Consider the following 22,077-nt stretch of genomic DNA (forward strand, 5'->3'; position numbering starts at 1 on the left):
TTAAGTCGGGGCTGAAGCGTAAAAACCAGCGCGATAAATCGCGCCGCTACGAATCGCAGAACCATCAGCGAAAGAGATTAATAACCGGCTTTGCTGGTCGCGGTTTCGTGGCCCAGCGTATTCAGCAGGCTTGCCAGCAGGCTGGAGGCACCGAAGCGGAAATGACGCGCATCCGCCCAGCCTTCACCCAGAATGTCGTCCGCCAGCTGCAGATAAAGCGCCGCGTCTTCTGCAGTGCGCACGCCGCCCGCCGGTTTGAAACCAACCTGCTGCTTCACGCCTTTGTCGCGGATCACTTGCATCATGATCGCCGCCACTTCTGGCGTCGCGTTGACCGGCACTTTACCGGTGGAGGTTTTGATGAAATCGGCACCCGCATCGATAGCGATTTCCGAAGCGGCACGAATCAGCGCTTCGTCTTTCAGCTCGCCGCTTTCGATGATCACTTTCAGCAGCACGTTCGCCGCCGCGCAGGCTTCTTTACAGGCTTTTACCAGCTCGAAACCGATATCGCGGTTGCCGGCAATCAGCGCACGATACGGGAACACCACATCCACTTCGTCAGCGCCGTAGGCGATGGCCGCGCGGGTTTCGGCCAGCGCGATCTCAACGTCATCGTTGCCGTGCGGGAAGTTGGTGACGGTGGCGATGCGGATTTCCGGCGTGCCCTGCTCGCGCAGCGCTTTACGCGCTGCCGGGATGAAACGCGGATAGATGCAGATGGCAGCGGTGTTACCGGCTGGGGATTTCGCCTGACGGCACAGCGCGATCACCTTCTCGTCGGTGTCGTCTTCGTTCAGGGTGGTTAAATCCATCAGTTGCAATGCGCGCTGTGCTGCTGCTTTCAGGTCGGTCATGATGCTCTCCAAAATTCAGATCGGCGGGCACAACCCACCGGGGAATGTGATAATTCTAACAACTACCGTGACAATGAATTGCGCTTCACGTCACACGAAAAAGAAAACCTGTCATTTAAATACAATTATTTAGTGATTATTATCACAAATAATCGCTAACCAGGCGGGAATGCGCCGTGATGGCCATTGTTATTATTATCACAAAAAGGGACGCAAAAGTGTACTCTCAGCTTTATCAATGTAGCTAATCAGGCGTAAGGCAGCGTAAATGCAGAATCTGTCGGGTGAGAATCAGGCAGGCAAGGCGAACAGCTGCTGGCTGTTATGCCAAAGCGCATCGGCGATCGCTTCAGGGGATTCGCTGCGTAACTGACACAGCACGTCAAACACATTGCGCGCCCGCTCCGGACGATTGGGCTGGCCCTGAAAACCGTGCAGCGGCATATCGGGCGCGTCGGTTTCAAGTAATAACGCCTTGAGCGGCAGGTTGGCGATGGTGTTGCGGGTTTTACTGGCGCGTTCATAGGTGATAGTGCCGCCAACGCCAATGGCATAGCCAAGCTGAATAAAGCGCTCCGCCTGCTGCTGGCTACCCGCAAAACCGTGTACCACGCCGCGACGTGGCAGATCGTGACGACGTAAATGCAGCGCTAATTGATCGTGGGTGCGGCGCGAGTGCAGGATCACCGGCAGATCGTATTGCTTCGCCAGCTTGAGCTGCTTATCGAGCAGCCGCGTCTGTTTGGCAAATTGCGCATCGTCCATATAAAGATCGAGGCCGATCTCGCCGATCGCCACACGCTTGCTATCCGGCTTTTTCAGCCAGCGCGCTAATTCATCAAGGTGCGCATCTTCCTGATGCTCAGCAATATTGATTGGATGCAGACCCAGCGCGGCATATAGCGCCGGATGCTGCTGCGCCAGTTGCGTCACAAGCGCGAAACGGCTGGCATCCACGCTCGGTACAATGATGCGTTCCACGCCGGCTTGCGCAGCGCGTGCAATGCTGGCGTGCGCATCATCAACGAACGGCGGGAAATCGAAGTGGCAATGCGTGTCGATAAACCTCATGCCAGCGAGCCTTTATCAAAATCGGCATCGTTTTCCGCCAGCGCGGGCGTAATCAGCGGGCGATTGTCAGGCGCATTCGCCACCGCTGCCGGCGGCGTAACCGTGGTTGAACGCACCAGCGGCTCAGCATCGCTTAGCCATTGACCAAGCGTGGCGAGGAAATAGCGCCCGCTGCGGCGGCCTAAATGGTAATCCTGATTCAGCGATGACAAGCGGCTGCCAAGCGCCATGCTCGCCAGCGGTTTCGGCGGACAGATTTCGATGATGCGCAGATTATCCGGCGGCTGCTCGATGAACTGCTGAATTTCGCGATAGCTCTCTTCATGCTGATGCAGGATGTTGATCATCGGCTGCAATGCGCTGTCGGACAAAAAGCGTTCCATGCGTTTAAACCACTTCGGCGTGTAGGACACCTGCGACGGCACGGTGCGGATCACCACAATGGTATCCGCGCCACGGCGCGCAGCTTCGCGTACCGGAATGGCATCGCTGATGCCGCCGTCAAGATAGCTCACGCCGTCCATCTGCACGCCGCTGCGGTAAAAACCGGGGATCGCGCTGGACGCTTTTAGGATGTCGTGCCAGTTGGTGCTGATCGGGTTGAAGTACTCGGCGCGGTAATCGTCGCTGCGGCAGGCGCACATATAGAATTCGCTGCCTTTGGCAAACAGCCCTTCGGCGGTGTTGAGCGCCAGCGGGAATTCCTGTTTGGTGATATCGATCAGCCAATCGAGATCGATAAGATGCCCGCCGCGCACTAATCGTAGCGGATCAAAAAACAGTTTGCTGGTGGTGTAACGGGAGATCACGCGTCGCGCGTAGCCAGGCTGGCCACAGACAAATGCCGAGAGGTTTTGCGCCCCGGCCGAGGTGCCGAGTAACAGTTGAAAAGGATTGAAGCCTGCGCGTTGAAATTCGTCCAGCACGCCTGCGGTAAAGATGCCGCGCTGACCGCCGCCTTCGCACACCAGGGCAATTTTATTTGATTTGAAAGGAGTTAAAGCCAGCGGTTCGAATGAACCTAATGTCAACGGTATACGTGTGCCCAATGGATGTCCCTCAGTGTTGCTTGCTCTGAGGGAGTCGCCGAAGCAGCATCCCGGAGAACCAGTCATTGTCGTTCCCTGACCAATTGCTTCTGCAATCGTTGCGGCTTCGTAGTATGCCGCACAAGACCGGTCTCCGCTTTAGGTGACTCGCGGGTTAGCGTCTATTGAGACGCAAGTAGTCAGGGTCGTTTGCGCCCGGTAAACAGGCTCACGAGGAACAGAATAATACCGACAATGAAGACAATTTTAGCTGCCCATGCTGCCGTACCCGCCAGACCGCCGAAACCTAATGCCGCAGCAATCAGAGCGATGACCAGAAAGATAATACCCCAACGAAACATAAGCCTCTCCTTTACCATTGTGAAAATCGAACTGCTTATTTACACCTTTGTTTTTATTACGAAACGGCACCTGCTGGTGCCGAGTCGCTCGCGTTAAGATTTCACCTTCAGGTCATTCTTCACGCTTTTCACGCCTTCAATGGCTTTGGCGATCTTCTCAGCACGATCGGACTGTGCCTGATTCGCCACTTCCCCTGATAACTGCACCACACCGTCGGTGGTTTCCACCTTAACGTTGCGTGATGGCACGATATCATCTGCTAAAAGCTTAGCTTTAATTTCGCTGGTGGTTGCGGTATCGCCCGCATAACCTTTCAGAGAAGCATTTTTGCTGTCTTTAACGTGTAGTTTGTCGCTGACGGATTTCACACCTTCGACTTTCTGCACCAGCGCGACGGCTTTTTCAGCCTGATCCTGAGAAGCTACGAAGCCGCTCAGTGTCACCACGCCATCGTGCGTTTTGACGGAGATATCCGTGCTTTTAATTGCGTCATCATCCACCAGCGCCGCTTTGGCTTTAGCCGTGATGCCGCTGTCATCCATATAACCATCGACTTTTTTCATAGAGCTATCGATCTTCGCACCCGCGCTGTCGGAGGTTTGCTGTGCTTTCTGCGACAGTGATTCATCTGCAAATGCCGCACCGCTCAGCAGAGCAGAACCAGCCAGGGCAGCAATCAGGGTTTTAGCAATCTTAGTCTTATTCATCGATATCATCCTTCTATCAGTTAACTCATCCGTTATCGCGGATGCGCCAGCAACGAACGGCGTTGCTGAGTTACTGGACGTAATGAAACCCGAAAGGTCTCTTTTCTCGTCCGACAGGATAATAGTAGTAGGGATTACAGCTTTTGCTGGCTCTTGTGGTTGATATATCGCCAAAAAGAGAAAAAAACAGCGGAATTAGGAGGAGTCTGTAACAAACAAAACAGGGCCAGTGAAAATCACAGGCCCTGCTGGTAACGGCGATTAGTGCTCGCGCGTTTTGCGGAATCTCACGTCAGGATAGCGTTCCTGAGTGATGTTGAGGTTCACCATGGTTGGCGCGATATACGTGAGGTTATCACCGCCATCGAGCGCCAGGTTTACTTCGTTTTTACGCTGGAAATCGTCGAATTTCTTCGCATCATCACACTCAACCCAGCGAGCGGTTGAGACGTTAATGGCTTCGTAGATCGCTTCAACGTTGTATTCGCTTTTCAGGCGCGCGACCACCACTTCGAACTGCAGCACACCGACCGCGCCCACAATCAGATCGTTGTTGTGTACCGGTCGGAACACCTGCACCGCGCCCTCTTCCGACAGCTGAACCAGCCCTTTCAGCAGCTGTTTCTGCTTCAGCGGATCGCGCAGACGGATACGGCGGAACAGCTCTGGCGCGAAGTTCGGAATGCCGGTGAACTTCATGTTTTCACCCTGCGTAAAGGTGTCGCCAATCTGAATGGTGCCGTGGTTGTGCAGACCAATGATGTCGCCCGGATAGGCTTCTTCTACGTGCGAACGGTCGCCGGCCATAAAGGTCAGTGCATCGGAAATCACCACATCTTTACCGGTACGCACCTGACGCAGCTTCATGCCTTTTTCGTACTTGCCGGATACCACACGCATAAAGGCGACGCGGTCGCGGTGCTTAGGGTCCATGTTTGCCTGGATCTTAAACACGAAGCCGCTGAATTTCTCTTCCTTTGCTTCCACCAAACGCGCGTCGGTGTTGCGCGGCATTGGACGCGGCGCCCAGCTAACCAGGCCATCCAGCATATGATCAACGCCGAAGTTACCCAGCGCGGTACCGAAGAACACCGGCGTGATTTCGCCACTCAGGAACAGCTCCTGATCGAACTCGTGCGAAGCGCCCTGCACCAGCTCCAGCTCATCGCGCAGCTGCTGTGCCAGATCTTCGCCTACTGCGGCATCCAGTTCTGGATTCGCCAGCCCTTTAACAATGCGCACTTCCTGAATGGTGTGGCCTTTACCGGTTTGATACAGGTAAGTTTCGTCGTTGTAGAGGTGATATACCCCTTTGAACAACTTGCCGCAGCCAATCGGCCAGGTAATAGGTGCGCAGGCGATCTTCAGCTCACTCTCCACTTCATCCAGCAGCTCCATGGGATCGCGGATGTCACGGTCGAGTTTGTTCATAAAGGTGATGATTGGCGTATCGCGCAGGCGCGTCACTTCCATCAGCTTGCGGGTGCGATCTTCAACACCTTTCGCGGCGTCGATCACCATCAAACAGCAGTCAACCGCCGTCAGCGTACGGTAAGTATCTTCAGAGAAGTCTTCGTGTCCTGGCGTATCCAGCAGGTTCACGAGGCTGTCGCGATACGGGAACTGCATCACCGAGGTGGTGATGGAGATACCACGTTGTTTCTCCATCTCCATCCAGTCCGATTTCGCGTGCTGGTTGGAGCCGCGGCCTTTGACGGTACCGGCGGTTTGAATCGCCTGTCCGAACAGCAGCACTTTTTCGGTGATTGTGGTTTTACCGGCGTCCGGATGCGAGATGATCGCAAAGGTACGGCGGCGCGCCACTTCTTCTAAAAAGGAGGCATTAGACATTGAGTGAATTCTTCTTCAAGGGCAACACGCGGACAGCGCGCTGCGAATAAATCGTTTCGGGGTCATTCCGCAGGATAACGCGGCCAATGGCGACGCAGTGGCGTCGGTTCACAGCAAGAGGTGCGCGATCTACATTGGCGGCAGTCCTGAATCCCGTCAGCATTGAGGCGGCATAGCATACAATATTTCGCAGAAAGGGGGAATCGGTGCCCTTAATGGCCCTCACCCTAACCCTCTAATCACCCCAACACCCGCACCACTGCCGCCTTGAAGATCTTCACGCCAATCTCCAGCGAGCTCAGCTCAAAGCGCATCTCAGGATGATGTAAACCCGGCACCAGATTGGTTCCCAATCCCCAGAAACCGGCTTTAACCTGCGGGTTTTTCACCGGGTAATAGAAGAAATCTTCGCTGCCCGGCGTGGTTTTGGTATCCAGCAAACCGGCTTCGCCCAGCACGTCGACAATCGCCGCGCGAATCACCGCCGTGGCTTCCTCATGAATTTCTGCCGCCGGCATCTCTTTTAGCACCACCACGTCCGCCGTGGCACCCAGCGCCGCCACGCTGTGCTGAATCGCCAGCGTGACTTTCTCTTTCAGCACCGCCATTGGCGCGTTTTCCTGCGAACGCAGATCCCACACCACGCGCGCCTCATCCGGCACCGAGTTGGTCACGCCCGCATCGCACAGAAAGCGTGTAGCTTTCACGCTCCAGGTCAAACCCGGCGGCAGATGGATGGCGTTGACGGCCTGTACCGCTTGTACCGCCGCATCCAGCGCGTTGACGCCCAAATGCGGACGCGCCGCATGCGCCGGTGCACCTTTGATGGTGGCTTCCAGCGTGCTGCAGGCAGAGTAGATCACCGCTGGCGTCGCCTGTCCCACATGACACTCTTCCAGCGGACGCACATGGAAGCCGAGAATCATCTCCACATCCTCCAGCGCGCCGCCCTCAATCATCGCCAACGCACCCGCACCGAGCTCTTCCGCCGGCTGGAACAGCAGCTTGAGCCGCCCTTTCTTGATCGCGCCCTCTTTCATCAGCTCTTGCGCTGCCGTCAGCACCACCGACGAATGGCCATCGTGGCCGCAGGTGTGACGCGCACAGGCTACGCCATCAATGATGTGGCCGAGCGCATCCATATCCGCACGCAGTGCCAGCACCGGACCGGGCACGCCGCTGTCGATTTCCGCCACCATGCCAGTGGTGTTATTGATGCCGCGCGTCACCTTAATTCCGGCGCTTTCCAGCTGTTCGGCAATATAAGCAGAGGTTTTGAATTCCTGAAAACCCAGTTCGGGAATTTCATGCAGAAAATGGTAATGCTCTAAGACGTTCGACACCGCTAAGCTCCTGACAAGTAAAGGCAAGCCTCAGCATCGCCCGATGCGCAGCTATAATCAATCCAGCGTGAATGAAAATTAGTCAAAAATGAGAACTCCTCGCATTCAACATGTGGAATAATTCCATTTACAATCAATAAGATAAATTCAACCTTTTTGCGAAAAACCCTTCACAAAAAAGTATAGATTGATGCATAATTCGCCGTACTTCACCTGACAAATTAAAAAGGACTCAGCCATGTTAACTGCTGAAATGACCTCGCGTTTAAACGACCAACTGAACCTCGAATTCTTCTCTGCCAACCTCTATCTGCAGATGAGCGCCTGGTGCTGCGATAAAGGCTATGAAGGTGCCGCCTCATTCCTGAAAATGCATTCTCGCGAAGAGATGCAGCACATGCAGAAGCTGTTCGATTACGTCAGCGATGCCGGCGCTTTGCCGGTGCTGGGCAGCATTGCGGCGCCGGCGATTAGCTGGAATTCACTCAACGACGTGCTGGAAGAAGCGCTGAAACATGAGCAGCTGATTACCAAAAAAATCAACGAGCTGGTGCACACCGCCTTAACCACCCAGGATTACTCAACGTTCAACTTCCTGCAGTGGTACGTTGCCGAGCAGCATGAAGAAGAGAAGCTGTTCAAAACCGTGCTGGATAAACTGGCGATGGTCGGCAACAAAGGCGAAGGCCTGTTCCTGGTGGACAAAGATCTCGGCCACATGTCCGTCGACGGCCACGGCGCATAATAATAAAGATTACACACAGCAAAAATTGAGAACGCCCGACATGTCGGGCGTTTTTTTATGCCTATTCCAACTCTTTCAACCGCAACTCCGACGGCTGCGGACGGCCAAAGAAATAGCCCTGGAATAGCGTACACCCCTCTTCGCGCAGCTTCGCAAACTGCTCGCCGTTCTCCACGCCTTCAGCAGTAATCTGAATATCGAGGCTGCGGCTCATGCCGGTAATGGCGCGGATAATCGCCAGCGCCTCGCGGCTGTCGCCCATATCGTTGATGAACGACTTATCGATTTTGATTTTGTCGAACGGGAATGAACGCAGATAACTGAGCGACGAGTAGCCGGTGCCGAAATCATCCAGCGCAATCTGCACGCCAAGCGTTTTCAAACTCTGCAAGGTGCGGATATTACCGAGCGTGTCGTCCAGCAGCACCGATTCGGTGATCTCCACTTCCAGCCGATGCGGCGCCAGCCCGGATTCCCGCAGCGCACCTTCCACCACCGACACCAGCGAGCTGTTTTTAAACTGCAGCGGCGACAGGTTCACCGACACCGATTGTTCGGTGTTCCAGCTCTGCGCTTCGCGGCAGGCTTCATACAGCGCATAGGCGCCGAGCATGTGAATCAAACCGGTCTCTTCAGCGATCGGGATGAAATCGTTCGGCATGATCAGCCCTTTGATCGGGTGATGCCAGCGCATCAGCGCTTCATAGCCGATGATGCCCTGCTCGTTGGTAATCGGCTGATAGTAAAGCTTAAGCTGACGACCAGAAATCGCATCACGCAGATCGTTCTCAATCACGCGACGGCTGCGCGCCTGATTGTCCATCTCAATGGTGAAGTGTTCGAAGCGATTGCGGCCATTACGTTTGGCTTCGTACAGCGCCATATCGGCGCAGCGCAGCATATGCTCCGGCGTGTTGGTGGCCTGCGAGGTGAGCGCGATGCCAACGCTCAAGCCCACCGACAGATTATGCCCTTCAACGTTGATCGGCGGACGAATCGCCTCGATTAGCCGCTGCGCTACCACCGCCGCTTCATCGGCAGCACGAACATTGGGTAACACGATGGCAAACTCATCGCCGCCAATGCGCGCCAGCGTATCGTGATCGCGCAGCGCGCTGCGCAGGCGTTTCGCCACCACGCGCAGCAGGTCATCACCAATCTGGTGGCCGAGTGCATCGTTGACGTTTTTGAAGTTATCGAGATCGAGACACAGCGTGGCGCTGACCTGGTGGTTCTGACTATCGACGCGCAACGCTTCACTCAGCTTCTGGCGGAACAGCACGCGGTTCGGCAGGCTGGTGAGATTGTCGTGATGCGCCATATGACGAATACGCGCATCGGCTTCGCGCTGATCGGTCACGTCCTCGACAATCAGCATCACGTAGTTCTGACGCATATCTTTGCCGCTGATGGTGGTGGCACGCGTATGCAGAATGCGCTCGCCGCCCGCCGTCAGCAGCAGTTGTTCACGCGAGTGGATGCCTTCGCTGCGCAGCGCCACATCCGCCAGGCTGTTGAAGTAATCACCCAGCTCCGCCGACATACATTCGTGCGGGCGCTTGTGCATGATCAGCGCTTTGTTAATGCCAAACAGCTGCTCAGCTTTGTCATTCACCATCAGGATTTCACGACTGATGGCATCTTCAACGATCACGCACGAGGGAATATTGCTGATGATGGTGTCGAGAAAACCCGACAGCTCCGACATTTTCGCGCTCTGCGACTGCGCCAGATCCCGTGCGCGCAGCAGCTGCTGCTCGTTCTCACGCCGTTCGGTGATATCGCGGGTAATTTTGGCGAAACCGATCAGTTTGCCGCTTTCATCATGAATCGCTTCGATAACAACGTGGGCCCAAAATGCCGAGCCATCTTTGCGGTAGCGCCAGCCTTCATCTTCAAAACGCCCGGTTTTCAACGCAATGCCGAGGTTAGCTTCGGGCGCATTGGCATGACGTTCCGCTGAACTGTAAAACACCGAGAAGTGCTGACCGACAATCTCGTCAGCCAGATAACCTTTAGCGCGCTGTGCACCGTTGTTCCAGTTCACCACGCGGCCCTGCACATCCAGCATATAGATGGCGTAATCGCGCACGCCTTCCACCAGCAGACGGAAGTTCTTCTCCTGCTCGTGTTGTTTACGCAGCAGCGCCTGTTGTTCGGTGCAGTCGCGGGTGATTTTGGCGTAGCCAATCAGCTTGCCGGCATCATCACGAATCGCGTCAATGATGACATGTGCCCAAAATGCGCTGCCATCTTTGCGGTACCGGTAGCCTTCGTCTTCGAAACGACCGGTTTTGAAGGCGGTGGTGAGATTTTTTTCCGGGATATGGTTTTTACGATCCTGGGCGCTGTAGAAGCGTGAGAAGTGCTGTCCAACAATCTCTTCGGCAACGTAGCCTTTCGCGCGCTGTGCGCCTACGTTCCAGTTTTCCACGTTGCCGTCCAAGTCGAGCATATAGATGGCGTAATCACTGACGCCTTCCACCAGCATGCGAAAGCGCTGTTCCTGCTCGCGCTGTTTGCGCTGCTGCTCTTGCTGCTCGGTGCAGTCACGGGTGATTTTGGCAAAACCCAGCAGCTCACCAAACTCATCGCGGATGGCGTCGATCACCACATGCGCCCAAAACGCGCTGCCATCTTTACGGTAACGCCAGCCTTCGGTTTCAAAGCGCCCGGTTGCTGTTGCGGTCGCCAGTCCGCGCTGCGGCGCGCCGTTTTTACGATCGGCTTCGCTGTAGAACAGCGCAAAATTCTTCCCTACGATTTCATCGGGCGTGTAACCTTTGGCGCGCTGCGCGCCGCTATTCCAGTTCGCCACCGTGCCATCGGGTTTGAGCATGTAAATGGCGTAATCCACCACGCTCTGTACCAAAAGTCGGTACATGACGTCAGAGTTATTATTCATTGTTATTCGCCTATTGCTGGGCTGGTATCGTTGAAAAATTAAGAAAATTCTTAATTATCATGCAGACTTAAGCGCAAATACGCAGCGCTGACAAGCGCTATTCATCCGCAGACAAATGTTGGTAGGTAAGTTATCGGCAGTGGCGAGAAAATGTTCAGTAGGATACTTCACAAATCATCATACGTTGACGGCAGGCTGGCGTTACGCTTGCCACGGTAAAATGCCGTGCGGCAAGCGTCGCGTCAGGCGTGTGGCGACCGCCATTAATAAGCAAACCACCACAATCATCAGGCAGCCCACCGCCGCCGCCAGCGACGCGGATCCGCCTTCATCAAGGAATACGATGGTCGGTCCGATGGTTTGCGTTTGCGAGGTGACCAGCAGCACCGAAACCTGGATTTCATTCAGCGCGGTGAGAAACACCAGCACGCTGCCCGCCAGCGCCGAAGGTGCCGCCAGTGGCAATAAGATGTCGCGCATGCGGCGCAGAAAACCGGCGCCGCACAAACGTGCCGCTTCATCTAATGCCGGTTCCAGCTGGGCGAATCCGGCCAGCGTTGGGCGCAGCACCAGCGCGAGGAAGTTCGCCAGATAGGCGGCAAGGATGATCCACACAGTGCCATACAGCGAGACATTGACGATCGGCAGCGGACGCAGGAAGAACAACATCGCCGCCACGCCGGTGACAATGCCCGGCAGCGCGTAGGTCAGTTCACTCGCCAGCCACAATCCGCGCACTAATGGAGTTCGCCGCCAGCTGAGGAAGTAGGCGAGAAACAGCGCGCAAACCGTTAAAATCAGCGCCGCCAGCGTGGTCAATCCGAGGCTGGTGAGAAACGCCTGTCGCACCGCCGGATAACCCCACAACGCGGCGCAGAAGTTCTCCAGCGTCAGCGTTTGCCAGCTCAGCGCCTGGCCAAAACCGCTGGTGAGCGCGGTGATCAACAGCGCGCTGAGCGGCAACAGCAAGGTCAGCGCCATCCACAGCCAGGCGACGCCCTCAACCGCCATACGCCCGCGCCCCAGCGATTGCTGCCACAGGCGCGGTGCACCGTTGACGCGCACATCATGGCGTCCGCCCAACCAGGCGCTGGCCGCCATGCCCGCCAGCGTAATCACCGCAATCAATAACGCATACACCGCGGTGTTTGGCAGCGCGCTCGCACCAATGCCGTTCAACTGTTGATACACCAGCGTGATCAGCGTTGGCACGCGCGCCGGAATCCCCAGCATCGCCTGAATACCGAAGTTGCCCGCCGCCGCAACGAAGGTCAGCGCGGCACCGGCAAAAATTGCCGGGCGCGCCAGCGGCAGCACAATGGTGAACAGGATGCGCGCGCGTGACGCACCGCTGGCCTGCGCCGCTTCCACCAAATCGGCGGGCAAACGACGCAAACCGGCGCGCACGGTGAGGAACACCAACGGCGCATTGTGCGTGCCGAGCAGCAGCACAATGCCGGTTAAGGTGTAGAGCGGCTGCTCGCCGGGCGCAAACCACGGCAACTCCAGCGTGGCGAACATCAGCGCCAGCGGACTGCTCGGAGCCAGCGCCTGCAGCCAGGCCAGCGCCGTCACCTGCGGCGGAATCATCAGCGGCAGGATAAACGCAAACACCCACGCGGTTTTGGCGCGCAGATCGCTAAGCGCCACCAGCCACGCAGCGGCGGTGCCGAGCACCACGGAAATCAAAGTAGAACTGAGCGCGATGAGCAACGTATTGGCGCTGGCGATCAACACGCGATCGCTCGCCAGCAGGCGCGTTAAGCGTGCGATATCCGGCACGCCGCTGGGCGCAATGGCGGTCCACACCAGCCGCATCAGCGGCGCCACCGACAGCAAACCAATCAGCAGCACCAGCAGCGCCAGAATCAGCCGTTCGCTGTTAACGCGCGGCGCTTTGCGCGCCACATTGCGCCATTCGTTGCTCAACACGCTCATGCTTAGCCACCAAACAGTGCGCTGAACCGATCGCGCACTGCCGCATCTTCTTTGATCGCTTTCGCCACGTCCGGCGACAGCAGCTTGATTTTATTGATCGGCGTGAAGCCTGCCGGTGCTGAGACGCGATCATCCACCGGACGGTTGCCCTGCTCGACCACCAGCTTCTGGCCTGGCTCGGAAAGCATAAAGTTAACGAAGGCTTTGGCGGCCGGCAGGTTGTGCGCGGTTTTCATGATGGCAACCGGTTCGGTGACATACGACACGCCCTCTTTGGGATAGACCAGATCCACCGGTGAACCCTTTTTCTTCGCCAGAATCACGTCGGCGTCGGTGATGATGCCGTACTTATCCAGCCCGCTGGCGACCGCCTTCAGCGCCGGACCGTTGCCGCCCTGGGGCGCGATGCCGATGGCCGCTAGCTTCTTGTAGAAGCTCCAGCCAATCGACGGCGTGTTGATATCGGTGTGCAGCTTGTAGAGCGCCGCGCCGGAGTAAAGCGGGCTTGGTACCGCAATCTGCCCTTTGTTGGCTTCCACCGCCAGCGCGTTCCAGCTATCAATCGGCTGCGCATGCTGGGTGTTGTAGGCAATTACCGTGGCGATGATTTTGGTGCCGAAGAAGGTTTTGTCTTTGTCGTAAAACGATGGATTGATGTGGCTAAGCGGCGCATCGCTGTAGCTGTAGAGACGGTTTTCGTTTTTCAGCGCGCCGAGGTTGATGGCGTCGGCAATCAGCAGCACATCCGGCCTGGCTTCGCCGCTCATCATTTCGGTGCGCAGCACGTTCATTAACTGCGTGGTGCCGTTGCGCGTCCACTCGACCTGCACATTGGGATAGGCGGCTTTAAACGCATCCATGGTTTGCTGGGCAATTTCGGGTGCCTGCGAGGTATAAACCACCAATTTCCCTGCTGGCGCCTCGTCGGCAAAGCTGGCGGCAGAGATCACGAATCCACTGGCTAACATCAACACGTTTAACGTCGTACGCATAGCATTTCCCTGAAGGTTGAAGAGGTTAATAAGGAAGAATCCAGCCGTCACGCAGCGCCACCCCCACAGTGGCGTCGACAACGGGTAAAGGCTGATCGGCCAGCAGCAGCGTGATGCTGCATTCGGGCGCGGCCAGCGGCGTCACGTTGAGCTGATGGTGGCCGCCGCGATAGATCACCCGCTGCACGCGTGCAGCAAACTGCGGTTCGCCCGGCGCGGCTAAGTGGAAATCGACTGCGTGAAAACTGGCTTGCGCCTGCGGCTGCGGGCGCTGATGCGGCGCGCAGCGTAACGACACGCGCAGGCCGCACAGCGTGGCATAAGCGCGGCCCTCGCCGAGCGGTTCGATATCGCTGATCGGCAGCACTTTGCCGTCGTCAATAAAGCGCGCGACCATGGCGTTCGCCGGTTCGCGCCACAGCGTTTGCGGCGTGGCGAACTGCATCACACGGCCGGCATCCATCACCACGATGCGATCGGCCAGCGCCATCGCTTCATGCTGATCGTGGGTGATGTAGAGCAAGGTGGCGTGACTGTGATGATGGAAGCGGCGGAACTCCTCTTCCATGGTGGCGCGCAGGTGGACATCGAGGTTGGCGAGCGGCTCATCGAGCAGAACTAAGGTCGGTTGCGCCACTAAACAGCGCGCCAGCGCCACGCGCTGACGCTGACCGCCGGAGAGATCGGCGGGACGACGGGCGGCGAACGCTTCCAATCCCACCAGCTCCAGCGCCTGCTGCGTGCGGCGCTCGCGCTCGGCACGCGCGACGCCGTTCACTTTCAGGCTGTAGGAAACATTTTCCGCCACCGTCATATGCGGCCACAGTGCGTAGCTCTGGAACACCACGCCAAGCTGACGATCTTCCGGCGGCAGATGCACGCCCGGCGCAGCGAAGCAGCGTTCGCCCACGTGGATCTCTCCGGCATCGGCGGTTTCAAAACCGGCCAGCAGGCGCAGCAAGGTGGTTTTGCCACAGCCCGACGGGCCTAATACGGCGATAAATTCCCCCTGCGCAATCTGCAGCGAGATGTCTTGCAATACCGGCTGCGCCGCAAAGGATTTGCGCAGCCCGCGCAGTGTGATTGATGCCATGTTTCTGGCCTTTCGCTAACAGTCCGGCTAAGACCCTACGACACTGTGATGACGATTCCATGACATTGAGGCTGGTCGCCCTAAATGGCGTAATGCTTGTCTGATAAGCAGCGCGCTGACATCGCAGGGGTATCGCCCGCTAAGCATCCAGCAGTATCAGAATGCCTGGCTTGGTTTTTCGAGAGTCTGCATTTATGCGCATCTGGTTGCCATGAATGGCAATCCCAGGGGATTCATAGCGATTTTGAGTTAAGAATACGCACCACTGCTGCAGCGCGGGTGTTGGGGCGACATCCTAACCCGCTGAACGAATGAGAGATTCCAGGGCGAGCCGCAGAGATGCGGCGAGAGGCGGCGCTGAGCAGGAGCGAATCGCCGCCGGTCCGTCAGGAATCGTGAATGAGTGAAGGCACCGCGAAGCGGCGGGTTGGGCTGGCGCAAGGCCCGGGAGTGCAGAGGGCGCGGCCAGGCGTCCTCTGCTCGGTCGCCGCACCGAAGTGCTGCAACTGCCCAGGTTCAAGGCGAACGAAAGCCGCTCCGTGCTTAACTAAGCGGCATGACGCGATTCACAGATGCATGCCGATATAACGCTCATAGCGCGCGGGCTTCACTCGCGTGAGATCCACCAGCACTAAGCCATCAATACAGTTATTGAAATCGGGATCGCTGCCGAAATCGATAAACTGCACGCCGCCCGGCTCGCACACCTCGGAATATTGTTTGTAGAGCGTGGGAATGGCGGTGCCGAGATTCGCCAGCAGATGTTTCAACCGGCGTAAATCTTCGCTGTAATTATCGCCGGTGAACTGCGCCAGCACTTCCGGTAACGAGGCTGGATAAGGGCGGCGTGAAGTCGCCAGCGGCAGTTCGGTAGGGAAATAGAGACGATAGAACGCCACCAGCAGATCGCGCGCCGCCAGCGGCATGCCGCCCGAGATCGAGACCGGACCAAATAAGTAGCGGGTTTCGGGATATTTAGCGATGTAGGCACCAATGCCCATCCACAGATAATCGAGGCCGCGTTTGCCCCAATAGGCAGGCTGAATAAAACTGCGGCCCAGCTCCAGCCCCTGATTGATGATCGGCAACATGCGCTCGTCGTAGTGGAACAGGCTATCGCTGTAGATGCCTTCCAGCCCACGACGCTCCAGCTGCTCGGCGCCCGGAATAAAGCGATAGGCACCGACGATCTCCAGCGCATCGTCGTCCCACAGAATCAGGTGATAGTAATCGTCATCGTATTTGTCGAGGTCGCGACGACGCCCGCTGCCCTCACCCACCGCGCGGAATGCCACTTCCCGTAAGCGCCCGAGCTCACGCAGCAGCGGCACCCAGCTGGCACCGTTGCGTCGCCACAGGTAGATCTGCTTGCCATCCGGCAGCGTGCCGAGTCGCTCGCTCTCCATCAGCGCTTTTTTCAGTTCGGCGCGATCTTCCGGCCGCGCAATCGCCGCTTCGGTCTGAAACAAGCCGCGTCGTCCCTGACCAATGCGATACAGATGTTTGCGCAGCCGCTTCGCCAGCTCTTTGCCCGGCGTGTGGCCATCATGCCAGTTGGCAAACGGGATCTGTTCGCCGATGTGCAACTTAATGCGCGAACCGCGCTGACGAAACATTTCGCGTACCAGCATCAGTAACGCGAGCGGCGAGGCAATTTTTGCGGCGGCGTAAAATGCCAGGCTGTTGCGCCCCACCACGTGCACCGGCACGATGGGCGCGCGAGCGCGGGCCGCGAGGCGTAAGAAGCTGTGATGCCAGTGACGATCGCGCACGCCTCGGCTGGAAAGGCGCGACACTTCACCCGCCGGGAAGATAATCAGCACGCCCTGATTATCGAGATGCTGCTGCATGCGCGTTAGCTGTTCGCGGCTGGTACGGTTGCCCATGTTATCCACCGGCAACATCATGTTGTTGATCGGCTCCAGCATCATCAACATGCGGTTGGCGACAATTTTCACATCGCGTCGCACCTGCGAAACCGCCTCCAGCAATGCTAAACCATCCAGCGCACCGAGCGGATGGTTGGCAACAATCACCACCGGGCCACGCGTGGGTATCTGCTCCAAATCGCGCTCGCTCAGTTCACAGCGCACATCAAGATGCTCCAGTACCTGCTCCACCATATCCACGCCTTTCAGGTGACGATAGCGGGCGGCAAACGCCTGGAATTCATGTTCGCGAACGGCCCATTTCAGGGCGCTTTTCTGCCAGTTTGCCGGTTGATGACCTGGCCAGTAGGTATCGAGAAGCTGATCAACGGAAAACATCATTCACCTTTTACACGCAGCGGTTTATCGCCTCGACGTTAAAACGGCTTGTTTTCAGATTTATGACTGCAGCGTCGTGAGAGCCTAAAAAGCAGCCACTTGCATTGTTCTTGCGCATAAAAAACAAAAACTCACCTTAAAACCCCAAATTCAAGACATGACTTAAAGCTTATTGTTAAGCAGCGTGAATTAATCTGGTCACACCAGTTAAATAGTTTGTTAAAGGGTGTTTTAACTTTGCGTTTATTTTTTATTTTTTCCTCTGGGCTACACATATGATTCATTCGGTATTTATTGTTGATGACCATCCGTTAATCTGTACGGGCATTCAGGCATTACTGCAGTCATATCACTACGCCATCGCTGGCACTGCTAATAAAAGCGATCTGTTAATTACCGAGCTGCATAGGACACGTCCGGACGTTTTGCTGCTCGATCTCACCATGCCTGGGCGCGCTGGCATTCCGTTGATTACGGACATCAAGCGCGCGTTGCCAGACCTCAAAATCATTGTTTATACCGCTTCAGAAAGCCTTTTTTATCAACGATGTTGCTTGCAATTAGGCGTGGAAGGCTATGTGTGTAAACGCGGCAATTTAGACACTCTCCTTACCGCAATAAAAGAGGTGGAATGTGGTAAGCGTTTTTATCCGGTAACGGAGGAAGCGGCCGAGGTAAACGAGTTAATTGAGAGTGAAAAATTGATGAGCCTGACGCGCCGGGAACTGATGGTATTGGTGAAACTGGCGTCGGGAATGACAAATAAAGAGATCGCCTCACAATTACAACTCAGTAGTAAAACGGTGAGTACCTATAAAATAAAAATCCTGCGTAAATTAGGTTTAAAAGGGATTAGTGGCATTAATATGACAGCAAAATTGAATGAGTTGGTGTGAAAGATCGGGTCGCCATGAATGGCGACCCCACTCAATTAGAGTTTTAACGGTGGCAGCTGCGAAAACACGCTCAACAATCCTTTGCTCCACAGCTGACGAATTTGTGAAAAATAGGGATGCTGTTCGGTGATGTGATATTGCTCGCTATCGCTGAAACTGTCGGTGCGATAGACCATCACATCCAGCGGTAATCCCACCGAAATATTACTCGCTAACGTGGAATCCATTGAAATCAACGCACATTGCATCGCCTGACTGAGCGGCGTTTCATAGCGCAGCACGCGATCAATAATCGGTTTGCCGTACTTGCTCTCACCAATCTGGAAATAAGGCGTATCAACGCTGGCTTCGATGAAATTGCCCTGCGGATAGATCTGGAACAGACGCGGCTCCTCGCCACGAATCTGTCCCCCCAGCAGCAGCGTGCCGCCAAACTCCTCGCCATCGCGCTTGATCACCTCGCGCAGCGTTTCACCCACCATCAGCGCAATGTCATACAGCGATCGTCCATTCAGCAAATTGGGTTGATCGTTATCGCCGTTATGCCGTCGCAGCAGGCTCAGCACGCTCTGCGTGGTAGCCAGATTGCCAGCGCTTTGCAGCACCAGCGTGCGTTCATCATCGACCTGAAACACATGCAGTTTACGGAATGAGGAAATATGATCGACGCCCGCATTGGTCCGCGAATCAGAGACAAAAATCATCCCTGACGATAAACGCATTGCCACACAATAAGTCATAGTTACGCCTGTTCTGATTACTGCTGCGCATGCACCTGAAGCACCGCAGCCACCGCCAGCATATCTTCACCGCCGCCGCCCAGCCGCATACCGCGCACCGGACAGGCATCAAGATAATCCACACCAACCGCCAGACGTAAATGCTGGCGCGTGCTGCGGGTATTATTGGTGATATCAAAGCTGTGCCAACTGCCATCCAGCCAGGCTTCAACCCAGGCGTGAGTGGCGACGTGCTCAACGTTTTCAGTATAGAGATAGCCGCTTACATAGCGCGCCGGAATTCCCAGAGTGCGACAGCAGGCGAGAAACACGTGGCTGTGATCCTGGCAAACGCCGCTGCCTGCGGCAAATACTTTCGCGGCGGTATCAGTTACCTGGGTGCTGCCGGGACGATACGGCATCTTCAGCAGCAATTCATCCATCAACTTTTCCAGGCTGGCGAGCGGCTTTTCCGGCCGCCAGTAGCGCTGGGCAAACTCGCGGATCTCGGGATTGGGCAGCGTCAGCGGCGTGGCGCGCAGAAACACCAGCGGCGACAAGGCGCACTCCGGATCGGGTGCCCACTCGCCGGCATCAAGGATCTCCACCACACCGCGCGCGGCGATATCAAGCTGCTGATGCGGCGTATCCAGCGTTAGCACATGCATCACGTTGCCGTAAGCATCCTGCGTGCAGGTGGCTGCGCAGGGCAGCTCCAAATCCCACGAGATAATTTGCTGATGCACCGAATTTTGCGGCGTCAAACGCAGATACTGGGTGCTGAGTGTCACCTGCTGCTCATAGGCGTAACGGGTTTTGTGCTCGATGTTCAGTCTCATTTCGCCTCCAGATAGGTGTGATTGATGCTGTCTGCCAGCGCGTTCAGGCGCGTCAGGAATGCATTGAGCCAGTGCGTTAACCCTTCCTGCGTCAGGCTTTCCCAGGTACTAAACCTGATTTCCGCCAGCAGCACGGTGATCAGATAACGCGGACGATCTTCGCCGCTGCTGCCGATCTGCTCGAGCTGGGTAGCGATCTCATCAATACAGGAGTGCAGCGATCGCGGACTTTCACTGCGCAGGATCAGCATCTCATTCACCAGATCCGGCAACAGCTGCTGCTTAAAGATGGCGTTGTAGGCTTCACGCGCCGACACCGCGCGCAGCAAGGTGTCGAGGCGATAATATTCGCGCACCGAATCGGACTGTTGTTCCAGCAGTTGCTGATTGACGCTCAGCAAACGCGCGGTGCCGTCGCTGCGCTCCATCAGTGTGCCGATGCGGATAAAACTCATGGCATCACCGCGCAGCAAGGTGCCGAACATCGCGCCACGAAACAGGTGCGAGCGCTCTTTTACCCAATCGAAAAAGCTATCGGCGTTGGCGCTGGTAATACCGCGCCGCCGCGTATTGCGCATCTCAATCCACGTCGAGTTGATGCTCTCCCACACTTCCGACGACAAACTGCCGCGCACCGCATGCGCGTTGTTCCACGCCTCATGCCAGCAGCTGAAAATGCTGCACGGATTGCGATCGTCGAGGGCGAAAAAGTTGAACAGCTGCGGCATGGTGAAGCGGCCGTTGAGGGTTTCAAACAGTTCACGCGTGCCGGTGAGATTAAGCGGCAGCAGCAGATCGTCGCCCTGGTCACCGCGCACTGGCATTAACGACAAACGGTTGGTCACATCCAACACGCGAGCAAGTTGTTCTGCGCGCTCAAGATAGCGCGCCATCCAATAAAGGCCACTGGCCGTGCGGCTTAGCATGATGCGTCATCCTCCAGAACCCACGTGTCCTTGGTGCCACCGCCCTGCGACGAGTTCACCACCAGCGAACCTTCATTCAGCGCCACGCGGGTTAAGCCGCCGGGCACCAGACGAATATCCGCGCCGCACAGCGCAAACGGGCGCAGATCGATGTGGCGCGGCGCGAGGCCGTTATCGATAAAGGTTGGACACGTGGAGAGCGATAGCGTGTCCTGCGCGATGTAGTTTTCCGGGCGCGCTTTGAGGCGATCGCGGAAATCACTCAGCTCCTGCTGGCTCGCCACCGGGCCAATCAACATGCCGTAACCGCCCGCGCCGTGCACCTCTTTCACCACCATTTTCGCCAGGTTGGCCAGCACGTAGGTGAGATCCTGCGGTTTGCGGCATTGCCAGGTGGGTACGTTATTGAGGATCGGATCCTCATCGAGATAGAAACGGATCATGTCCGGTACGTAGGGATAGATCGATTTGTCATCGGCGACGCCGGTGCCGATCGCGTTCGCCAGCACCACGTTGCCGGATCGATACACCGACAACAAGCCCGGCACGCCAAGCATCGAATCCGGGCGGAACGCCAGTGGATCAAGGAAGGCATCATCAACGCGACGATAGATCACATCGACTTTGCACGGCCCGGCGGTGGTACGCATCATCACCGCGCCATCTTTGACGAACAGATCGGCGCTCTCCACCAGCTCAACGCCCATCTGCTGCGCGAGGAAGCTGTGCTCGAAGTAGGCGCTGTTAAAGCGGCCCGGCGTCAGCACCACCACCACCGGATCGTTGACCGGCGAGCTTTCCCGCAGGGTTTGCAGCAGATGCGAAGGATAACGCTCTACCGGCGCGATGTGCTGCCCGGCGAACAGTTCCGGATAGAGGCGCATCATCATCTTGCGGTTCTCCAGCATGTAGGAGACGCCAGACGGCGTGCGCAGATTATCCTCGAGTACGTAATATTCGCCGTCGTTATTGCGCACCATGTCTACCCCAACAATGTGCGCGTAGATGTGGCGATGCAGATCGACGCCTTGCATACAGGGCTGATATTGATCGTTCACCAGCACCTGTTCAGCGGGCACGATGCCGGCTTTGAGGATCAGTTGCTGATGGTAGATGTCGTGCAGGAAGGCGTTAAGGGCTTGTACCCGCTGGCGAATGCCGCGATCGAGCATCGCCCACTCGCTGGCAGGTATGATGCGCGGCACGCTGTCGAAAGGAATTAAACGTTCCGCGCCGCCGTCATCACCGTAGACGTTGAAGGTGATGCCGACGCGATGAAACAGCAGTTCCGCTTCTTCACGTTTGCGCGCCACGGCCTCTTTGTCCGCCTGTTGTAACCATTCCCAGTATTGCTGGTAGTGAGCGCGGTGTTGGCCATCGCTCAGCCACATCTCATCATAGAATTGTGATGCTATCTGGTAGCTTTCTTTCATGATTTACCCGGCGCTTGTCAGAGGACCTCACTCTCTCCTGCACAAACTGTGCCAGAGGCTTGCCCCGGCAGGCACACGCGCCGCGTCAACGAAAATGGCTGTTT

General features: G+C 56.5%; 18 protein-coding genes. 2 read left to right on the forward strand and 16 right to left on the reverse strand.

Annotation, left to right across the window (positions count from 1 at the left end; all coding sequences use genetic code 11):
- Positions 1-77: 77 nt before the first annotated feature.
- The 7 genes from deoC to PO881_RS16095 all read right to left on the reverse strand — a co-directional run bounded on the left by deoC (position 78) and on the right by PO881_RS16095 (position 7,220).
- Positions 78-857, reverse strand: a complete 780-nt coding sequence (gene deoC / locus PO881_RS16065) for a deoxyribose-phosphate aldolase (protein ID WP_192412100.1) — start codon at positions 855-857, stop codon at positions 78-80.
- A gap of 291 nt (positions 858-1,148) precedes the next feature.
- Positions 1,149-1,928 (reverse strand): TatD family hydrolase, encoded by a 780-nt coding sequence (locus tag PO881_RS16070; RefSeq protein WP_280172069.1) that lies wholly within the window; start codon positions 1,926-1,928, stop codon positions 1,149-1,151.
- Positions 1,925-2,977, reverse strand: coding sequence for a DUF6363 domain-containing protein (locus tag PO881_RS16075; protein ID WP_280172070.1), 1,053 nt, complete (start codon positions 2,975-2,977; stop codon positions 1,925-1,927). The genes PO881_RS16070 and PO881_RS16075 overlap by 4 nt, the downstream gene beginning before the upstream one ends.
- A gap of 179 nt (positions 2,978-3,156) precedes the next feature.
- Positions 3,157-3,318, reverse strand: coding sequence for a DUF1328 domain-containing protein (locus PO881_RS16080; RefSeq protein WP_007893192.1), 162 nt, complete (start codon positions 3,316-3,318; stop codon positions 3,157-3,159).
- A gap of 93 nt (positions 3,319-3,411) precedes the next feature.
- A complete protein-coding gene (gene osmY / locus PO881_RS16085; protein WP_101761824.1) occupies positions 3,412-4,026 on the reverse strand; it encodes a molecular chaperone OsmY in 615 nt (204 codons plus the stop codon).
- 261 nt (positions 4,027-4,287) lie between these two features.
- On the reverse strand, positions 4,288-5,877 hold the full coding sequence (prfC, locus tag PO881_RS16090) for a peptide chain release factor 3 (protein ID WP_101761823.1): 1,590 nt from the start codon (positions 5,875-5,877) through the stop codon (positions 4,288-4,290).
- Between the two features lie 239 nt (positions 5,878-6,116).
- Entirely contained in the window at positions 6,117-7,220 is a 1,104-nt protein-coding gene (locus PO881_RS16095) for an amidohydrolase (RefSeq protein WP_280172071.1), read from the reverse strand.
- Positions 7,221-7,458: 238 nt separating this feature from the next.
- Here PO881_RS16095 and ftnA point away from each other — a divergent pair, with 238 nt between their 5' ends.
- Positions 7,459-7,965 carry a non-heme ferritin gene (gene ftnA, locus PO881_RS16100; protein WP_137386484.1) on the forward strand — a complete coding sequence of 169 codons (507 nt, stop codon included), beginning with the start codon at positions 7,459-7,461 and terminating at the stop codon, positions 7,963-7,965.
- A 61-nt stretch (positions 7,966-8,026) separates the two neighbouring features.
- Here ftnA and PO881_RS16105 read toward each other — a convergent pair whose 3' ends face one another.
- The 5 genes from PO881_RS16105 to PO881_RS16125 all read right to left on the reverse strand — a co-directional run bounded on the left by PO881_RS16105 (position 8,027) and on the right by PO881_RS16125 (position 17,160).
- Positions 8,027-10,870, reverse strand: coding sequence for a bifunctional diguanylate cyclase/phosphodiesterase (locus PO881_RS16105; RefSeq protein WP_280172072.1), 2,844 nt, complete (start codon positions 10,868-10,870; stop codon positions 8,027-8,029).
- A gap of 201 nt (positions 10,871-11,071) precedes the next feature.
- Positions 11,072-12,808: an iron ABC transporter permease gene (locus PO881_RS16110; protein WP_280172073.1), complete on the reverse strand. Its 1,737-nt coding sequence runs from the start codon at positions 12,806-12,808 to the stop codon at positions 11,072-11,074.
- Between the two features lie 2 nt (positions 12,809-12,810).
- Positions 12,811-13,776, reverse strand: a complete 966-nt coding sequence (locus tag PO881_RS16115; RefSeq protein ID WP_280172913.1) for an ABC transporter substrate-binding protein — start codon at positions 13,774-13,776, stop codon at positions 12,811-12,813.
- A gap of 49 nt (positions 13,777-13,825) precedes the next feature.
- Positions 13,826-14,893: an ABC transporter ATP-binding protein gene (locus PO881_RS16120; protein ID WP_192236311.1), complete on the reverse strand. Its 1,068-nt coding sequence runs from the start codon at positions 14,891-14,893 to the stop codon at positions 13,826-13,828.
- 566 nt (positions 14,894-15,459) lie between these two features.
- Positions 15,460-17,160 (reverse strand): lysophospholipid acyltransferase family protein, encoded by a 1,701-nt coding sequence (locus PO881_RS16125; RefSeq protein WP_280172914.1) that lies wholly within the window; start codon positions 17,158-17,160, stop codon positions 15,460-15,462.
- A gap of 275 nt (positions 17,161-17,435) precedes the next feature.
- Between PO881_RS16125 and PO881_RS16130 the strand changes: the two genes are divergently transcribed.
- Entirely contained in the window at positions 17,436-18,056 is a 621-nt protein-coding gene (locus PO881_RS16130; protein ID WP_101761815.1) for a response regulator transcription factor, read from the forward strand.
- A gap of 35 nt (positions 18,057-18,091) precedes the next feature.
- Here PO881_RS16130 and PO881_RS16135 read toward each other — a convergent pair whose 3' ends face one another.
- The 4 genes from PO881_RS16135 to PO881_RS16150 are packed head-to-tail and all read right to left on the reverse strand — an operon-like array spanning position 18,092 to position 21,973.
- Positions 18,092-18,796, reverse strand: coding sequence for a proteasome-type protease (locus PO881_RS16135; protein WP_101761814.1), 705 nt, complete (start codon positions 18,794-18,796; stop codon positions 18,092-18,094).
- 17 nt (positions 18,797-18,813) lie between these two features.
- Positions 18,814-19,614, reverse strand: coding sequence for a transglutaminase family protein (locus PO881_RS16140; RefSeq protein WP_101761813.1), 801 nt, complete (start codon positions 19,612-19,614; stop codon positions 18,814-18,816).
- Entirely contained in the window at positions 19,611-20,540 is a 930-nt protein-coding gene (locus tag PO881_RS16145) for an alpha-E domain-containing protein (RefSeq protein ID WP_280172074.1), read from the reverse strand. Before PO881_RS16145 ends, PO881_RS16140 begins: the two co-directional genes overlap by 4 nt.
- Entirely contained in the window at positions 20,534-21,973 is a 1,440-nt protein-coding gene (locus PO881_RS16150) for a circularly permuted type 2 ATP-grasp protein (protein WP_101761811.1), read from the reverse strand. The genes PO881_RS16145 and PO881_RS16150 overlap by 7 nt, the downstream gene beginning before the upstream one ends.
- Positions 21,974-22,077 lie beyond the last annotated feature (104 nt).

This window comes from Pantoea sp. SS70, from assembly GCF_029866845.1.
Lineage (GTDB): Bacteria > Pseudomonadota > Gammaproteobacteria > Enterobacterales > Enterobacteriaceae > Pantoea > Pantoea leporis.